Genomic DNA, 15,419 nt, shown 5'->3' with positions numbered 1-15,419 from the left:
AAATAAGACCTCGTGAAGGTCTTATTCATTCCGGAACATTTGTTTTAATGGTTAATTCTGAATATTTTCCCGCTTTTGTTTTTTAGCTTGAACCCTGCATAAACGCTCCTTACATTGCCGCCAATTCAATAATAACGAACACCATGGACGGCTATGCGCTACATTTTTCCTCTCTGTTTTTTATCTCCGTGCCTTGCTTTTGCTGCTCTGGACCCGGTTAGCGATACACAATTGGCTGATATTTCCGGACAGGACGGCATCACCATTGTTACATCTGCGCGGCTTACTGTTGGTCAGATTGAATATCGGGATGAAGGCCGCCTGCAGATCAACCAGGTTGCGTTGGGTGGTGCCAACAGAAGCAGCTATTTTGGCAAAGACTGGGGTTACAGTTCGCGCTCTGGCGATCGTCTTGATGGAACGATGATGACAGTCGATGTTCTTCCTGATGGTGACATCGTGCTATCTGCTTTTGTTGATCCCGGGCTGGGCGGAGGGGTGATTGATTTTGGGCTGTCGACCGGCCAGATCGCTTTATCTTCAGCGGATAATGCACACAGTGCTGCGCTGATTAACTCCGTTAGTGTCGCCGGGCTGGCAACGCAATACCGGATGAAAGTGGATGCACAGACGACGGATATTCAAATCCAGATGGCGATGGGGATTGCTGATCTGGATGTTGATGCAACCCCGCTGGGTATTAATGTACGCAATATGGTTCTGGCTAATCATACCTATTTTGAATCTCTGGAAGACTGGGGTTCTTCTGCGTTGTCATTATCGGATGTGCAATTGCCTGTTGGCATTAATATCCATGCCAGCGATCTTGGGCTGGATATTCGTCTGGTTAATTTTTTTGCCGATATGAACGTTGAAGCTATTGAACTGGCGCAGGAAAGTATTGGCAGAGTAGCTGTGGATGATCTCAATCTTGGTGGATTAAATATGCGCATCAGTGGGCATTTGTAAGGTACCGGAGGCTGAATAAAAGGCCTGAAAACAAAGGAGCGAAACTCCTTTGTTTTATCTGCAATAACGTTTCTACATATTCGGGTAGTTAGGGCCGCCAGCACCTTCCGGTGTAACCCAGGTAATGTTCTGCGACGGGTCTTTGATGTCGCAGGTTTTACAGTGAATGCAGTTCTGAGCATTGATCTGAAAATGCTTGCCGTTTTCGTCTTCTGTTATTTCATACACGCCAGCAGGGCAGTAGCGCTGAGCAGGCTCATTCCATTCGGGCAGGTTAACGCTCAGTGGAATGGAAGCGTCCTGCAGTTTCAGGTGGCATGGCTGATCTTCTGCGTGATTTACATTGCTGATAAAAACAGAGTCCAGCCGGCTAAAGCTCAGCTTGCCGTCTGGTTTCGGATAATCGATCTGCGGGCTCTTGGCAGCGGATTTCAGTGCGGTGTGATCGGGTGTGGTGTCGTGCAGGGTGAATGGCACTGGCAGAATGTTCTGATCGATAAAATTAAAGGCTGCGCCGCCAAATACTCCGAATTTATGCATGGCCGGGGCAAAGTTGCGGCTGCGCTGCAGCTCTTTGCAGGCCCAGGATGCTTCGAAGGCGGCAGTGAATTCTGTAATTTCATCGTGCTCACGCCCACAGCTTAAAGCGGCGACTATTTCTTCGGCGGCAATCATGCCGCTTTTCATTCCGGTATGAACACCTTTTATTTTGGCAAAATTCAGCATGCCGGCGTCGCAACCTATCAGCAAGCCTCCGGGGAATGTCATTTTCGGCAGGCAATTAATCCCGCCTTTGGCTGCAGCTCTGGCGCCATAAGAAACCCGTTTGCCGCCCTGTAGATATTGCTTTAATACCGGGTGGTGCTTCAGGCGCTGAAATTCATTAAACGGACTCAGGTGTGGATTGCTGTATGACAAATCGGTAAATAGTCCGACCACCGCCTGATTATTTTCAGTGTGGTATAAAAAGAATCCGCCGGCAGTGGATGATCCCATCAGTGGCCAGCCGGTACCGTGCAGTACCAGTCCTTCGCGGTGTCGGGCGGGGTCGAGGTCCCACAGCTCTTTAATACCAAGTGAGTAATGCTGAGGATCTTTACCGACATCCAGTTTGAATTCGGCCATCAGGCGCTTGCCCAGGTGGCCGCGGCAGCCTTCGGCAAATACGGTGTACTTGGCGCGCAGTTCCATGCCCGGTACGTATTCATCTTTTGGCTGACCGTTATGGTTAACACCCATGTCGCCGGTAATGATGCCTTTAATGACACCATCTTCGAGGATGTATTCTGCGGCGGTAAAGCCGGGGTAGATTTCTACGCCGAGGTTTTCAGCCTGTTCGGCCAGCCAGCGGCAAAGGCTGCCAAGCGAGACGATATAATTTCCCTGATTATGCATGGTTCGTGGTATGGCCCAATACGGCGCTTTAATGCTTCTTTTTTGTGTTGTCAGGAAATAAATATCATCGTGTGTTACTGCGACATTGAGTGGGGCTCCCCGTGCTTTCCAGTCAGGAAAAAGTTCTTTCAGTGCGCGGTCTTCGATTACGGCGCCAGACAGAATGTGAGCGCCAATTTCCGAGCCTTTTTCTACCAGACAAACGGAAATATCCTGTCCGGCGGCAGAGGCTGATTGTTTAATACGGCATGCGGCTGACAACCCGGCAGGGCCGCCACCAATGATTACCACATCGTATTCCATTGTTTCTCTTGTCATTGCGTTCTCCTCTGAGACTTCACCTGCTGGTAACGGTCAGAGTAAGCAAAGCGGTGCGGCTTGTTATCACCCCTGGGGGTGATAACCGCTATCAGGCGGGGGTGAAATTACGGTGATCTGTCGTCCTGACTGAGGAGTTTATGCAATGCTTCGGTCCGGTTTTCCACGCCGATTTTTCCGTACAGATTACGGATATGTACCTTCAGTGTGTTAAGTGATATGTGCAGCTGGCGGGCGATCTCTTTATTGGAATGCCCCTGGCTTACCAGCTCCAGAACCTGCTGCTCGCGTGAGGTCAGCAGGGTATCGAATGCCTGCGGGGATAATGTCCGGCCCGGCGTTTGCGGTATATGCTGATGCACCGGGTGCTCGTGCGGAAAATGCTCCAGCCAGCCGGGCAGCAGTGTGTTGATTTCATCATCACCGGCAAGTAACTGCAGCAGCAGTGCTTCTGCTTTATCCCAGTCTCGGAGTTGTAGTCTTTGCTCCAGTGCCTCCTGCAGATAGCCATTTAGCTCGAACCACTGCGCGGCTGTGGTCTGCCCCTGTTGCCGGAAATCTGCGTCCAGCCCGTTAAAATGTTGCAACAGGAAGCGGCGGAACAGGTCGTGATAGCGAAACCATACGCCGTGATTATCCAGTGGCAGCAGAAACAGATTGTGGCGATCAAGGTGGCTGATCACGCTCAGGCTGTCATTGCGTCCGGTCAGGGCATTGCACAGGCCGGCGGTGAAGCGTGGCACGGCTGCACTCAGCAGTAAGAAGTGCTGAATGTCGAGGCTCTGTTGTGAGAACACTTCATCAAGCAGGTAATCGGCAATGTTACGTTGCAGTGATGGCGCGGACAGCCCAGGGAGGGTGCTGTTGCTCTCGGTTTGGTGGTTTTCGACGGCAGGGGCTGGCGTTGTGTCGGCCTTCTGTAATGACAGCCCAATCAGCTGCAGGCCGGCAATCCAGCCTTCGGTTTCCCGGAAGTAAAGCTGACTCTGGTTGTTGTCGATCTGCAAGCTCATTGTCTGTTGCAGAAAACGGTTGCTGTCTTCTGCGGAGAAGCGCAGCTGGTGCTGATCAATCTCGACCAACTGATTGCTGGCGCGCCGTCTGGCCAGCGCCAGATCAGGCGCGCTGCGTGAGGTAATAACAATACGCAGTGACGGTGGCAGGTGGTTAAGAAAGCTGTTGAATTGCCCGCTCAGCTCTGGTGTTGCAACCAGGTGAAAATCATCCAAAACCAGCGTCATTGCATCGCGTGGTGAGGATGGGTTGATAGCGTCCAGCTCGTTGAGCAGCGCGATCAGGGCATTTTCCAGTGCGTGTTCGTTTTGATTGTCTCTCAACAGCTGCAGAGGGTGTTCGCCACAGCCGGGGGATGCCTGATTCAGTGCGATAATAAAGTAGCGCCAGAAAATCCCCGGAGCTGCCTGAGTATCGTCCAGCGCCAGCCATGAAAAGGTATGCGGAGAATGGTGCAGCCACTGGCTGATCAGTGTGGTTTTGCCATAGCCTGCGGGGGCTGAAATCACTACCAGCTGGCCGCCCTCGCTGCTGTTCAGGATTTGCAGCAGAGGCTCGCGCTGTACAATATTTTTTCTCAGTGGCGGAATGTAGAAGCGGGTTTTCAGCAGCATGGTGGTTTCTTATTGTCGAAAAAAAAGCGGGCAAGGCCCGCTTTCTTTTGTGAACAGCTTACATGTTCGGATAGTTCGGACCGCCAGCACCTTCCGGGGTTACCCAGGTGATGTTCTGAGACGGATCTTTAATATCACAGGTTTTGCAGTGAACACAGTTTTGTGAGTTGATCTGGAAGCGCTTGCCGTTTTCGTCTTCCACAATCTCGTACACACCGGCAGGGCAGTAGCGCTGCGCAGGTTCATCCCACTTAGGCAGGTTAACGCTCAGCGGAATGGAAGCGTCTTTCAGCTTCAGGTGGCACGGCTGATCTTCGGCGTGGTTTACGTTACCGATGAAGACGGAATCCAGTTTGGCGAACGAAATTTTGCCATCCGGTTTCGGATAGTTAATTTTCGCGCATTCTGCTGCTGGCTTCAGGGTTGCATAATCCGGCGTGGTGTCATGCAGGGTGACCGGAATCGGGAAGATGTTCTGGTCAATGAAGTTGAAAGCAGCGCCGCCGAACATGCCGAACTTATGCATTGCCGGGCCGAAGTTGCGGCTGCGGTGCAGTTCCTGGTAAGCCCATGAAGCTTCGAAGGCGGCCGTGAATTCAGTTACTTCATCATTGGCACGACCAGCCTGAATAGCCTTGAACAGCTCTTCAGCAGCCACCAGGCCGCTCTTCATGGCGGTGTGGGTGCCTTTGATCTTGGCAAAGTTCAGGGTGCCGGCATCACAACCAACCACCAGACCGCCCTGGAAGGTCATCTTAGGCAGGCAGTTCAGGCCGCCTTTGGTGATTGCACGTGCGCCATAGGATACGCGCTTGCCGCCTTCCAGATACTGCTTGATCACCGGATGGTGCTTCATGCGCTGGAATTCATCGAAAGGGCTGACGTGAGGGTTGCTGTACGACAGGTCGGTGATCAGACCAACCACTACCTGGTTGTTTTCAGCGTGGTACAGGAAGAAGCCACCGGATGAGGCGGATTCATTCAGCGGCCAGCCGGCGCCGTGCAGTACCAGGCCTTCCTGATGCTTGGCAGGATCAATGTCCCACAGCTCTTTAATACCGATACCGTAGTGTTGTGGATCTTTGCCTTCGTCCAGTTTGAACTCGGCGATCAGGCGCTTGCCCAGATGGCCGCGGCAGCCTTCAGCAAATACGGTGTATTTGGCACGCAGTTCCATGCCCGGTACGTATTCATCTTTTGGCTGGCCGTCATGACCTACACCCATGTCGCCGGTCACGATGCCTTTAATGGCGCCGTCTTCGACGATGTACTCGGCGGCGGTAAAGCCCGGGTAGATTTCTACACCGAGGTTTTCAGCCTGCTCAGCCAGCCAGCGACATACATTACCCAGAGATACGATGTAGTTGCCATCGTTGTGCATTGGCTTAGGGATGGCCCAGTGTGGAGTCTTGATCGACTTCTCATTGCTGGTCAGAAAGTAAACTTCATCACCTTTAACAGGCACATTGAGCGGGGCGCCCATTTCTTTCCAGTCAGGGAACAATTCGGCCAGGGCGCGGTCTTCGATTACCGCACCGGACAGGATATGAGCGCCAACTTCGGAGCCTTTCTCAACCAGACAAACAGACAGTTCCTGTCCGGCGGCTTCGGCTAATTGCTTGATACGACATGCGGTTGACAGGCCGGCAGGGCCGCCGCCAACGATCACTACATCGTATTCCATTACTTCACGTTGCATATTGATCTCCTCGAAATGAGCTGGGAGCTACTGAGCTATCACGGACTCTGGTGCACTGAATAATTGTGCCCGGCGATTGTTTTGCCATGCCAGGCGGGCCATATAAAGGTGCCTGCCTGAGAGTCAAAATGGCCGCCATTATACGTTGGGTTAAACACTAGGCAACTGATTTGACAGGAAAATAGCCTGAATGCCCCGGTCTTTGTGGGCTTCAGCAATGCTGCTATTGACGCTCGCGGTAAACATCCGAATAATGTGGCGCGCTGGAAAGGGCTCCTGATATGACTGTGTCATCCTGTCGGCGTGGTAATTTTGCCCTTTATTCATCCACCAAGTTAAATACGAGGAATCTATGAAGGTTCTTGTCGCTGTTAAACGCGTAATCGATTACAACGTAAAGGTTCGCGTCAAGCCAGATAACTCAGATGTTGATCTGACCAACGTTAAAATGGCTATGAACCCATTCTGTGAAATCGCAGTGGAAGAAGCGGTACGTCTGAAAGAAAAAGGCGTCGCTACTGAAGTGGTTGTGGTTTCTATCGGCCCTAAAGTGGCTCAGGAACAGATCCGTACTGCTCTGGCACTGGGTGCCGATCGTGGCATTCTGATCGAGACTGAAGAAAAACTGGAGTCTCTGACCGTTGCCAAACTGCTGAAAGCCGTTGTGGAAAAAGAACAGCCTCAACTGGTACTGATGGGCAAGCAAACCATCGACAGCGACAACAATCAGACCGGCCAGATGCTGGGCGCACTGACCAATATGGCTCAGGGTACTTTCGCTTCTGAAGTGGCCGTTGATGGCGACAAAGTAAACGTGACCCGTGAAATCGACGGTGGTCTGCGTACTGTTGCTCTGAAACTGCCTGCCATCGTAACGACCGATCTGCGTCTGAACGAGCCTCGCTACGCTTCTCTGCCAAACATCATGAAAGCCAAGCGCAAGCCTCTGGATGTAACTACTCCTGCAGATCTGGGTGTGGCTATGACCTCCACTCTGTCTCTGGTGAAGGTTACTCCACCGGCCGAGCGTCAGGCTGGCATTAAAGTCGGCAGCGTAGAAGAGCTGGTCGAAAAACTGAAGAACGAAGCCAAAGTGCTGTAAGAGAGGATTGTGTAATGGCTATTTTAGTAATCGCAGAGCACGATAACGCTACTCTGAAAGGCGCAACCCTGAACGTTGTAACTGCTGCTGCCGCTATCGGTGGTGATGTGGTTGTTCTGGTTGCCGGCAGCAACTGTGGTGCTGCTGCTGAAGCTGCTGCCAAAGTGGCTGGCGTGAGCAAAGTTCTGGTTGCAGACAATGCAGCCTATGAATATCAGCTGGCTGAAAACATGGGTGAGCTGGTTGCCGAACTGGGCAAAGAATACAGCCACATCCTGGCTGCAGCGACCACAACCGGTAAAGACTTCCTGCCACGCGCAGCGGCTCTGCTGGATGTGAACATGCTGTCTGAAGTGACTGCTGTTGTTGATGCAGACACCTTCTCCCGTCCTATTTATGCCGGTAACGCCATCGCGACCGTTAAATCTTCTGACAACATCAAGGTGATGACTGTGCGTGGTACTGCGTTTGACGCAGCTGCGGCTGAAGGTGGTTCTGCGGCGGTTGAAACTGTTGCTGCTGTTAAAGATGCAGGCCTGTCTGCTTTTGTTGGTGAAGAGCTGGCTAAGTCTGACCGTCCTGAGCTGACCGGTGCCAAGATCGTTGTATCTGGTGGTCGTGGTATGCAGAACGGCGACAACTTCGAGATGCTGTACAAAGTGGCCGACAAAATCGGTGCTGCTGTTGGTGCATCCCGTGCAGCAGTTGACGCTGGTTTCGTACCTAACGACATGCAGGTTGGTCAGACTGGTAAGATCGTTGCTCCGGATCTGTACATCGCCGTTGGTATTTCCGGCGCGATCCAGCATCTGGCTGGTATGAAGGACTCTAAAGTCATTGTTGCTATCAACAAAGACGAAGAAGCTCCAATCTTCCAGGTGGCTGATTACGGCCTGGTTGCAGACCTGTTCGACGCAGTGCCTGCACTGGAAAATGCTCTGTAATATCAGTAGCTTAGAAAAACCCGGCCAAGGCCGGGTTTTTTTATGTCATTGAGTTGTCATTTTTCCGTAATAAGGTAACGTACTGTCGGTTTACGAAGTTGCGAATAAGGAAATAACCTTGAATATTACGGTAGTAGGGACGGGTTACGTTGGTCTGGTAACCGGCGCGTGTTTTGCCGAAATGGGCAACAGCGTTACCTGCGTAGATACAGATGAAGCCAAGGTTCATCAGCTCAAGGAAGGCATTATCCCGATTTACGAACCAGGCCTGGAGGCCATCGTACGGGAAAACAGCAAGGCCGGACGTCTGCTGTTCAACACCTCTTTATCCCAGGCAATGCAGCAATCTGCGTTGTACTTTATCGCAGTCGGCACGCCTCCGGGTGAAAACGGCTCGGCGGATCTTACCTATGTTCTGGATGTGGCCCGCGAAATTGGCCGCAATCTTCAGGGTTATGCCATCGTTGTGAATAAATCGACCGTGCCGGTTGGCACGGCAGAGAAAGTGCGCGATGCCATCCAGGCCGAGTTGAATGCCCGCGGCGCGGAGATTGAATTTGATGTGGTCTCCAATCCGGAATTTCTGAAGGAGGGCGCAGCCATCGATGACTTTATGCGCCCGGACCGGATTATTATCGGCGTCGATTCAGATCGTGCGCGTGAACAAATGGCTGAGCTGTATCACAGCTTCTCCCGTAATCATGACAAACTGATGTTTATGGGTATCCGCGATGCGGAGCTGACCAAATATGCCGCCAACGCCATGCTGGCGACCAAAATTTCCTTTATGAATGAAGTCGCCAACCTGGCCGAGCGCATGGGCGTTGATATCGAAAATGTGCGCAAAGGCATCGGTTCTGACAGTCGTATCGGCTACTCCTTTATTTATCCGGGCTGCGGCTATGGCGGCTCCTGTTTTCCGAAGGATGTACAGGCCCTGATTCATATGGGTGACGAATTTAACTTCGACACCCGTATTTTGCGTGCCGTGGAAGACCGCAATCAGGTACAGAAACAGCGCCTGTTTGAAAAACTGCAGCAGCGTTTTGGCGAAGATATGAGTGGTCGTACCATCGGTGTCTGGGGATTGGCATTTAAACCCGGTACCGATGATATGCGCGAAGCCAGTTCTATTGCGCTGATCAATCGTCTGGTCGCCGCTGGTGCGGTCGTGCGTGCCTATGACCCGGTGGCCATGGATGAGGCGCGCCGCTGGTTTGCGCCGCAACTGTTTGAGCAGGGGCAGATAGTGTTCTGTGATCACCAATACGATGCGCTGGCCGATGCGGATGCCATGGTGCTGGTTACTGAGTGGAAGCCGTTTCGCCAGCCTGACTTTAACGCCATGAAAAAACTGCTGAAACACCCAATTATCATCGACGGCCGGAACCAGTACGATCCTTATGCGCTCAAAGCGCAGGGCTTTGACTATGCCGGTATCGGACGCGACTTAGGCTAATTATGACCGCAGTAATATCAGAACATCCGGCAGCAGAATCCGGAACCGGTATGCCGCAGGCGCAGCATCAGGCCACCAGTCTGGCAACCCGCCTGCCTTTTGGCTTTGCCAAGCGTTTTGGCGTGGTTGTGGAAGGCGGGCAGGAACAGCTGGTGCTGATCCATAAAGAAGGCATCAGTGTTGATGTTATTATGGAAGTGCAGCGTTTTCTGGCCGCGCCATTCCGGCTGGAAGCCGTCAGTAAAGAAGAATTTGAACGGCGCCTTGGGCTGGCTTATCAGAGCGATTCCTCTGAAACCATGGAAATGGTTGAAGGTCTGGGCGACGAAATGGATCTGGCCAGCCTGGCCGATTCCGTTCCGGAAACCGAGGATTTGCTGGAGCAGGAGGGTGATGCCCCCATTATCCGTCTGATCAACGCCCTGCTGACCGAGGCGGTAAAAGAAAATGCCTCGGATATTCACGTTGAAACCTATGAAAAGCGTCTGGTTGTACGCTTCCGCGTCGATGGCGTACTGCGCGAAGTGGTACAACCCAAGCGCGCACTGTCGGCGCTGCTGATTTCCCGTATCAAGGTAATGGCCAAGCTGGATATTGCCGAGAAGCGTGTGCCGCAGGATGGACGTATTGCACTGCGCATCGGTGGCCGTGAAGTGGATGTGCGGGTGTCGACCATGCCGTCCAGCTTTGGCGAGCGGGTGGTAATGCGTCTGCTGGATAAGCAGGCCGGACGTCTGAGTCTGTCACAGCTGGGTATGGCCGATCGTGATCTGCGCACCATGCGCAATATCATCAGCAAACCACACGGTATTATTCTGGTCACCGGCCCGACCGGTTCCGGTAAAACCACCACGCTGTACGGCGCGCTGAGCGATCTGAATGATACAAGCCGCAACATTCTGACCGTCGAAGATCCGATTGAGTACAGCCTGCCTGGTATTGGCCAGACGCAGGTAAATACCAAGGTTGAGATGACCTTTGCCAAAGGCCTGCGCGCCATTCTGCGTCAGGACCCTGACGTGGTGATGATCGGTGAGATCCGTGACCTGGAAACGGTAGAAATCGCTATTCAGGCCTCATTAACCGGTCACCTCGTGCTTTCCACGCTGCACACCAATACCGCGATCGGTGCCGTTACCCGTTTGCAGGATATGGGCGTTGAGCCGTTTCTGCTGTCGTCCAGTCTGATTGGCGTGATCGCCCAGCGTCTGGTGCGGGTGTTATGCAATGACTGCAAGATTGAAGCGATCGCCGATGCCAGCGAGTGCGAGCTGCTGGGCGTTGATGCTGCCAATCCGCCGACCATTTACCATGCCAAAGGCTGCGATAAGTGCAATCAGCTTGGTTATCGCGGTCGTCAGGGTATTTACGAGATCATCGAAGTCGATGAGAAAATGAAAACCCTGATTCATGACCGCTCCGGCGAACAAACCATGGAACAGCATGCGCGCACGCTGGGGCCAAGTATTCGTCAGGATGGCATTCGCAAAGTACTGGGTGGCAGTACCACCATTGAAGAGCTGCTGCGGGTGGCGAAAGGTTAACCATGGCAGCATTTGAATATCAGGCCATCGACGGCCGCGGCAAGCAGCAGAAGGGCGTATTGGAGGCGGACAGTGCCCGTCAGGTGCGCCAGCAGCTGCGTGACAAGGGCTGGACGCCACTGGCCGTTGAACAGACCGCCCAGAAACAGAAAAAAGACAGCCTGTTTGAGCGTCAGCCGAGTTTGTCGGTGCCTGAGCTGGCGCTGATTACCCGTCAGCTGGCAACACTTATTCAGGCTGGCCTGCCGATTGATGAGTCGCTGCGGGCGCTGTCAGAGCAAACCGGCAAACAGCGTATTAAAGCCATGATTCTGGCAATTCGCGCTAAGGTGCTGGAAGGCTACACACTGGCTAAAGCGCTGGCCGAATACCCCAAGGCTTTCCCGCATCTGTACCGTTCAACCGTCAGTGCCGGCGAGCATGCCGGCCATCTGGATGGCGTGCTTAATCGTCTGGCGGACTACACCGAAGCCCGCCAGGCGGCCGATCAGAAGATCAAGCTCGCAGCCATGTATCCGGTGATTCTGACCATTGTGGCTATTGGTATTGTAGTGGGCCTGCTCACTTACGTTGTGCCGGATATCGTTGATGTGTTTGTGAAAAACGGTCAGGAACTGCCCGGTCTGACACAGTTTATGCTCGATCTGAGCCACTTTATTACCGCCTGGGGGGTGTATACCCTGGTCGCCATTATTGTCGGGATGGTTGCATTTGGCCGTGCCCTGAAAAGCCCGGCTTTCCGTAAGCGTTACCACCACTTTCTGCTGCGGGTGCCGGGTTTGCGCGGTTTTGTCAAAGATGCCAATACTGCCCGCTTTGGCAGTACGCTGGCGATTCTGACGACCAGTGGTGTGCCTTTGGTGGATGCCATGCGCATTGCCAGTCAGGTGGTGACCAATATGCCGATTCAGCAGTCTCTGACTCAGGCGACCGTTACCGTCAGTGAGGGGGGCAGTCTGCATAAAGCTCTGGCCGAAACCGGCTATTTCCCGCCGATTATGCTGCACATGATTGCCAGTGGTGAAAACAGTGGTGAGCTGGACAGTATGCTGGCGCGTACCGCACAGCAGCAGGAAACGTCGCTGGAAAATACGGTGTCAGCACTGGTTAAGATTTTTGAGCCCGTCATGCTGCTGGTGATGGGTGGTATTGTGGCAACAATTGTCGCGGCAATTATGTTGCCGATTCTTGAATTACAAAAAATGGTTCAGTAGGAGAACGGAATGAAATCAATGCGTAACGCGAACCGCCAACAGGGTTTTACATTACTGGAAGTGATGGTTGTACTGGCGATTATCGGCGGCATTATGGCGCTGGTTGCGACCAATATTATCGGCTCCGCCGGTGATGCCCGGATTAAAACCACCAAAAGCCAGATCAAGCTGATCGAAAACGCACTGGATCTGTACAAGCTGGACAATTTTACCTACCCAACCACCGAGCAGGGCCTGGAAGCGCTGGTGAAAAAACCAAGCAGTTCCCCTGAGCCTAAAAACTACAAATCTGGTGGCTACCTGAAGGGTAATAACGTACCGACTGACTCCTGGGGTAATGAGTTTATGTACTTTCTTGATAAAGGGCAGTACGAAATCGTCTCACTCGGTGCCGACGGTCAGGAAGGCGGCGAAGAAGAGAATGCCGACATCAGCAGTCTGGACCACTGATGCGTAAGCAGCTTCAGCAGGGTTTTACCCTGCTGGAGGTGATGGTGGTGCTGGCCATTGTTGGTGGCCTGCTTGCCATGGCAACCCTGAGCAGTGGTGATCGCCAGGCTCAGGATGAGACCACTCAGTTTGCCCATCACCTCAGCAACCTGTTTTCAGCCTATCGGCAAGAGGCGGTATTTCAGAATATCGACCTCGGTGTTGCTATGGATGAGCAGGCGCTGCAGCTGCTGAGCTTTCAGGATGTTAACAGCCAGGAATTCAGCGCCAATAAAACCCGGGAAGAGCTTGATAAGCTCAGCAAAAATCCCTGGCAGGCCTACAGTGGCAGCCTGAAATCCCAGCTTGAAGCTCCCGAGCATGTTTTTATTGCGCTGAATGTCGAAGGGCAGGAGGTTGATTTTGACAGCCTGTTGGATGAAGAGGATGGCGCAAAACCTGCGCTGATGTTTCTTTCTTCTGACGAATACACGCCTTACCTGCTGACACTGACCCACGATAGCGACGATCACTTTCAGGTTCTGATCCGTGGTGATGGTTTCGGGGCGCCGCTGATCAAGGTGGAAACCTATGAAAACTGAACGCCGCCAGCGTGGATTTACCCTGATTGAGGTAATGATCGCCCTGACCGTATTTGTTGCCATTGCCGCTACGATGAGTGAAACCGCCAGTCAGAGTGTCGGTAGTCTGCTGCATCTGCAGGATAAAACCCTGGCGTCTTTTGTTGCCGATAACCGCATGGTGGAGCTGCGCCTTAATGGCCTGCCGCCAGTGGGGGAAAATAATGATCAGGTCGATATGGCTGACCGTGAGTGGAAGGTGTTCACCAAGGTTGAAAAAACAGAATTTCCGGACACGCACCGGGTGACCGTGTCAGTGGCGGATATGCAGCATAAAGACAGCAACCTGATCACGCTGGTCAGCATTATGAGCAAATACTGATGCGGCCATTGTCAGCGGTAAAAGGTTTCACTCTGCTGGAAGTTCTGATCGCGGTTTCCATTACCGCCATGATCGGTGTCGCATCCACGCAATTATTAAGCAATGTAATCGATTCAAAACAGGCCAGCGAAGTGCGTTCAGAGCAGCTGGTCAGTCTGCAGCGTTTTAATATGGTTGCCAGCCGCGATCTGGAACAGTTTATCAACCGCAGCATCCGCGACGCATACGGCGATGCACAGGCATCGCTGCTGCTTGATAGTGGCGACTTTCCGCTGGAATTTACCCGTGCCGGTTGGCGTAATTCTCCGGTCAGTACCGATCCGCGGGCCGAGCTGCAGCGCGTTGCTTATCGCCTTGAACCCATCGACAGCGAAGTTTGCGAGCCGGCGCTGCAGCGCCTGCAATCCTGGGGCGTGACTGAGCCTGAGCACGCTTGCCTGGTGCGCTATTTCTGGCCGGTGCTGGACCGGGCCAGTGACTCTGTACCGCAGGCACAGGTCGTGCTGGAGCAGGTGGAGCGTCTGGAGATTGACCTGCTGGTGCAGCAGGAACGCAAAGCAAGTGACGGGCAGAGTGCAGAGGTCAGTGGCCGGGACTGGTATACCGCCTGGCCGGCGCTGCAGAGTGGCAGTGATGAGGAGCGGCCATTAGCAATCCGCTGGCGACTGACGCTGCCGGCTCTGGGCGAGATTGAGCGCCAGTGGCTGCTGTCCTGGGGGGCTGATTCATAATGCGCAGCCTGCAGAGAACTGAGCGTGGCCTCGCGCTGATTACCGTTTTACTGATTTTTGCCATTGTCTCTATGCTGGCGGTGGCGATGATTGATCGCCAGTCAACCGATGTGCAGCGCAGTGGCACCATGCTCGCCCTGCAGCAGGCCCGTTCGTATGTGTTTGGCGCTGAGCAGGCGGTAAAAACCGGTCTGTACCTTGATTGGAAAAACGACAAGGAAATTGATCACCGCTATGAAGAGTGGGCGCAGGAGCGCACCTTCCCATTATCCCCTGGGCTGGCGCGCATCAATATCGCCGATGCGATGGGGCGTTTTAATCTGAACAGTCTGAGTGTGGCGGCCAGCAATAAAGCGACGCAGAAGATCCGCTTCAGTAATCTGCTTAACCTGCTTGGGCTGGATGTCACCCTGGCCGATACCCTGGCACGCTGGATGGATGAATCCAGTCAGGATGATGACCGCTATCAGGGCATGGAACCTCCCTATAAGGCTGCGTATCAGGGGTGCAAACACCCCTCTGAGCTGCTGTTGCTGGAGGGAATGGATATGGTCAGCTTCCGCAAGCTTGAGCCCTATGTGGTCTGTCTGCCTATCACTGCACAGCTGAATGTGAACACGGCCAGTGCGATGGTACTGGCCTCCCTTGATGCCGGTCTGTCACTGGCCGATGGTGAGGCGATTGTCAGCGCCCGTGGTGATAAGGGCTTTAAGACAGTTGATGACTTCTGGAGTCTCAGTCAGGTAGAGCCATTTACTAAAACGGATAACGGCGGCAACGCGGGCGAAGGTGAAGCGCCGGTAACAAAGGCCCGCTGGGATAAAACCGACTTCAGTGTAAAATCCGAATATTTTGAAACCTTTATCCGGGTTGAGCTGGGTGACCGTATCGCCACTGGCGAAATACTTATTAAACGTGACAACGGTGATGGCCGGATGACCACACTGTACAGAGATTACTCCCGCCGCGAAGCGAAGCGGGAGCCCGAAACCACCCAACCTGGCATGACGCAATAAGGTGTAGT

14 protein-coding genes are annotated in these 15,419 nt (G+C 53.2%); 11 read left to right on the top strand and 3 right to left on the bottom strand.

Annotated elements, in window-relative coordinates; all coding sequences use genetic code 11:
• The first annotated feature begins 153 nt into the window (after positions 1 to 153).
• Complete coding sequence (locus B3P58_RS13750; protein WP_286718289.1) at positions 154 to 969, top strand: DUF6160 family protein; 816 nt, start codon at positions 154 to 156, stop codon at positions 967 to 969.
• A 72-nt stretch (positions 970 to 1,041) separates the two neighbouring features.
• Here the strand turns inward: B3P58_RS13750 and B3P58_RS13745 are convergent, their stop codons facing one another.
• The 3 genes from B3P58_RS13745 to B3P58_RS13735 all read right to left on the bottom strand — a co-directional run bounded on the left by B3P58_RS13745 (position 1,042) and on the right by B3P58_RS13735 (position 6,009).
• On the bottom strand, positions 1,042 to 2,682 hold the full coding sequence (locus B3P58_RS13745; protein WP_286718286.1) for an electron transfer flavoprotein-ubiquinone oxidoreductase: 1,641 nt from the start codon (positions 2,680 to 2,682) through the stop codon (positions 1,042 to 1,044).
• 107 nt (positions 2,683 to 2,789) lie between these two features.
• A complete protein-coding gene (locus B3P58_RS13740) occupies positions 2,790 to 4,310 on the bottom strand; it encodes a helix-turn-helix transcriptional regulator (protein ID WP_286718284.1) in 1,521 nt (506 codons plus the stop codon).
• A gap of 58 nt (positions 4,311 to 4,368) precedes the next feature.
• Entirely contained in the window at positions 4,369 to 6,009 is a 1,641-nt protein-coding gene (locus B3P58_RS13735) for an electron transfer flavoprotein-ubiquinone oxidoreductase (protein ID WP_286718281.1), read from the bottom strand.
• A gap of 352 nt (positions 6,010 to 6,361) precedes the next feature.
• On the opposite strand from B3P58_RS13735, the gene B3P58_RS13730 reads away from it, so the two are divergent.
• The 10 genes from B3P58_RS13730 to gspK all read left to right on the top strand — a co-directional run bounded on the left by B3P58_RS13730 (position 6,362) and on the right by gspK (position 15,411).
• On the top strand, positions 6,362 to 7,111 hold the full coding sequence (locus tag B3P58_RS13730) for an electron transfer flavoprotein subunit beta/FixA family protein (RefSeq protein WP_145468687.1): 750 nt from the start codon (positions 6,362 to 6,364) through the stop codon (positions 7,109 to 7,111).
• A 14-nt stretch (positions 7,112 to 7,125) separates the two neighbouring features.
• The gene (locus B3P58_RS13725) at positions 7,126 to 8,055 is read left to right on the top strand and encodes an electron transfer flavoprotein subunit alpha/FixB family protein (RefSeq protein ID WP_286718280.1); all 930 of its coding nucleotides are present in this window, start codon (positions 7,126 to 7,128) and stop codon (positions 8,053 to 8,055) included.
• Between the two features lie 118 nt (positions 8,056 to 8,173).
• On the top strand, positions 8,174 to 9,514 hold the full coding sequence (locus B3P58_RS13720; protein ID WP_286718278.1) for a UDP-glucose dehydrogenase family protein: 1,341 nt from the start codon (positions 8,174 to 8,176) through the stop codon (positions 9,512 to 9,514).
• 2 nt (positions 9,515 to 9,516) lie between these two features.
• On the top strand, positions 9,517 to 11,058 hold the full coding sequence (gene gspE / locus B3P58_RS13715; protein WP_414716575.1) for a type II secretion system ATPase GspE: 1,542 nt from the start codon (positions 9,517 to 9,519) through the stop codon (positions 11,056 to 11,058).
• Positions 11,059 to 11,060: 2 nt separating this feature from the next.
• Positions 11,061 to 12,272: a type II secretion system inner membrane protein GspF gene (gene gspF, locus B3P58_RS13710; RefSeq protein ID WP_286718276.1), complete on the top strand. Its 1,212-nt coding sequence runs from the start codon at positions 11,061 to 11,063 to the stop codon at positions 12,270 to 12,272.
• A gap of 18 nt (positions 12,273 to 12,290) precedes the next feature.
• Positions 12,291 to 12,722, top strand: a complete 432-nt coding sequence (gspG, locus tag B3P58_RS13705) for a type II secretion system major pseudopilin GspG (RefSeq protein ID WP_145469062.1) — start codon at positions 12,291 to 12,293, stop codon at positions 12,720 to 12,722.
• Positions 12,722 to 13,303, top strand: coding sequence for a type II secretion system minor pseudopilin GspH (gene gspH, locus B3P58_RS13700; RefSeq protein WP_286718273.1), 582 nt, complete (start codon positions 12,722 to 12,724; stop codon positions 13,301 to 13,303). Before gspG ends, gspH begins: the two co-directional genes overlap by 1 nt.
• Positions 13,293 to 13,664 carry a type II secretion system minor pseudopilin GspI gene (gene gspI / locus B3P58_RS13695; protein WP_145468699.1) on the top strand — a complete coding sequence of 124 codons (372 nt, stop codon included), beginning with the start codon at positions 13,293 to 13,295 and terminating at the stop codon, positions 13,662 to 13,664. Before gspH ends, gspI begins: the two co-directional genes overlap by 11 nt.
• Positions 13,664 to 14,395, top strand: a complete 732-nt coding sequence (gspJ, locus tag B3P58_RS13690; protein WP_286718270.1) for a type II secretion system minor pseudopilin GspJ — start codon at positions 13,664 to 13,666, stop codon at positions 14,393 to 14,395. Before gspI ends, gspJ begins: the two co-directional genes overlap by 1 nt.
• Positions 14,395 to 15,411 carry a type II secretion system minor pseudopilin GspK gene (gene gspK / locus B3P58_RS13685; RefSeq protein ID WP_286718268.1) on the top strand — a complete coding sequence of 339 codons (1,017 nt, stop codon included), beginning with the start codon at positions 14,395 to 14,397 and terminating at the stop codon, positions 15,409 to 15,411. Before gspJ ends, gspK begins: the two co-directional genes overlap by 1 nt.
• Positions 15,412 to 15,419 lie beyond the last annotated feature (8 nt).

This window comes from Thalassolituus sp. UBA2009 (assembly GCF_002335285.1).
GTDB classification, from domain to species: Bacteria; Pseudomonadota; Gammaproteobacteria; order Pseudomonadales; family Oceanobacteraceae; genus Venatoribacter; species Venatoribacter alkanivorans.
Note: the sequence above shows the minus strand (reverse complement) of the source record. Positions and strands in the feature narration are given on the sequence as shown.

Excerpts from the sequence above, each read along its gene's own strand:
- B3P58_RS13750 (WP_286718289.1), top strand. The coding sequence starts at position 154 with ATGCGCTACATTTTTCCTCTCTGTTTTTTATCTCCGTGCCTTGCTTTT.
- B3P58_RS13745 (WP_286718286.1), bottom strand. The coding sequence starts at position 2,682 with ATGACAAGAGAAACAATGGAATACGATGTGGTAATCATTGGTGGCGGC.
- B3P58_RS13740 (WP_286718284.1), bottom strand. The coding sequence starts at position 4,310 with ATGCTGCTGAAAACCCGCTTCTACATTCCGCCACTGAGAAAAAATATT.
- B3P58_RS13735 (WP_286718281.1), bottom strand. The coding sequence starts at position 6,009 with ATGCAACGTGAAGTAATGGAATACGATGTAGTGATCGTTGGCGGCGGC.
- B3P58_RS13730 (WP_145468687.1), top strand. The coding sequence starts at position 6,362 with ATGAAGGTTCTTGTCGCTGTTAAACGCGTAATCGATTACAACGTAAAG.
- B3P58_RS13725 (WP_286718280.1), top strand. The coding sequence starts at position 7,126 with ATGGCTATTTTAGTAATCGCAGAGCACGATAACGCTACTCTGAAAGGC.
- gspE (WP_414716575.1), top strand. The coding sequence starts at position 9,517 with ATGACCGCAGTAATATCAGAACATCCGGCAGCAGAATCCGGAACCGGT.
- gspF (WP_286718276.1), top strand. The coding sequence starts at position 11,061 with ATGGCAGCATTTGAATATCAGGCCATCGACGGCCGCGGCAAGCAGCAG.
- gspG (WP_145469062.1), top strand. The coding sequence starts at position 12,291 with ATGCGTAACGCGAACCGCCAACAGGGTTTTACATTACTGGAAGTGATG.
- gspH (WP_286718273.1), top strand. The coding sequence starts at position 12,722 with ATGCGTAAGCAGCTTCAGCAGGGTTTTACCCTGCTGGAGGTGATGGTG.
- gspI (WP_145468699.1), top strand. The coding sequence starts at position 13,293 with ATGAAAACTGAACGCCGCCAGCGTGGATTTACCCTGATTGAGGTAATG.
- gspJ (WP_286718270.1), top strand. The coding sequence starts at position 13,664 with ATGCGGCCATTGTCAGCGGTAAAAGGTTTCACTCTGCTGGAAGTTCTG.
- gspK (WP_286718268.1), top strand. The coding sequence starts at position 14,395 with ATGCGCAGCCTGCAGAGAACTGAGCGTGGCCTCGCGCTGATTACCGTT.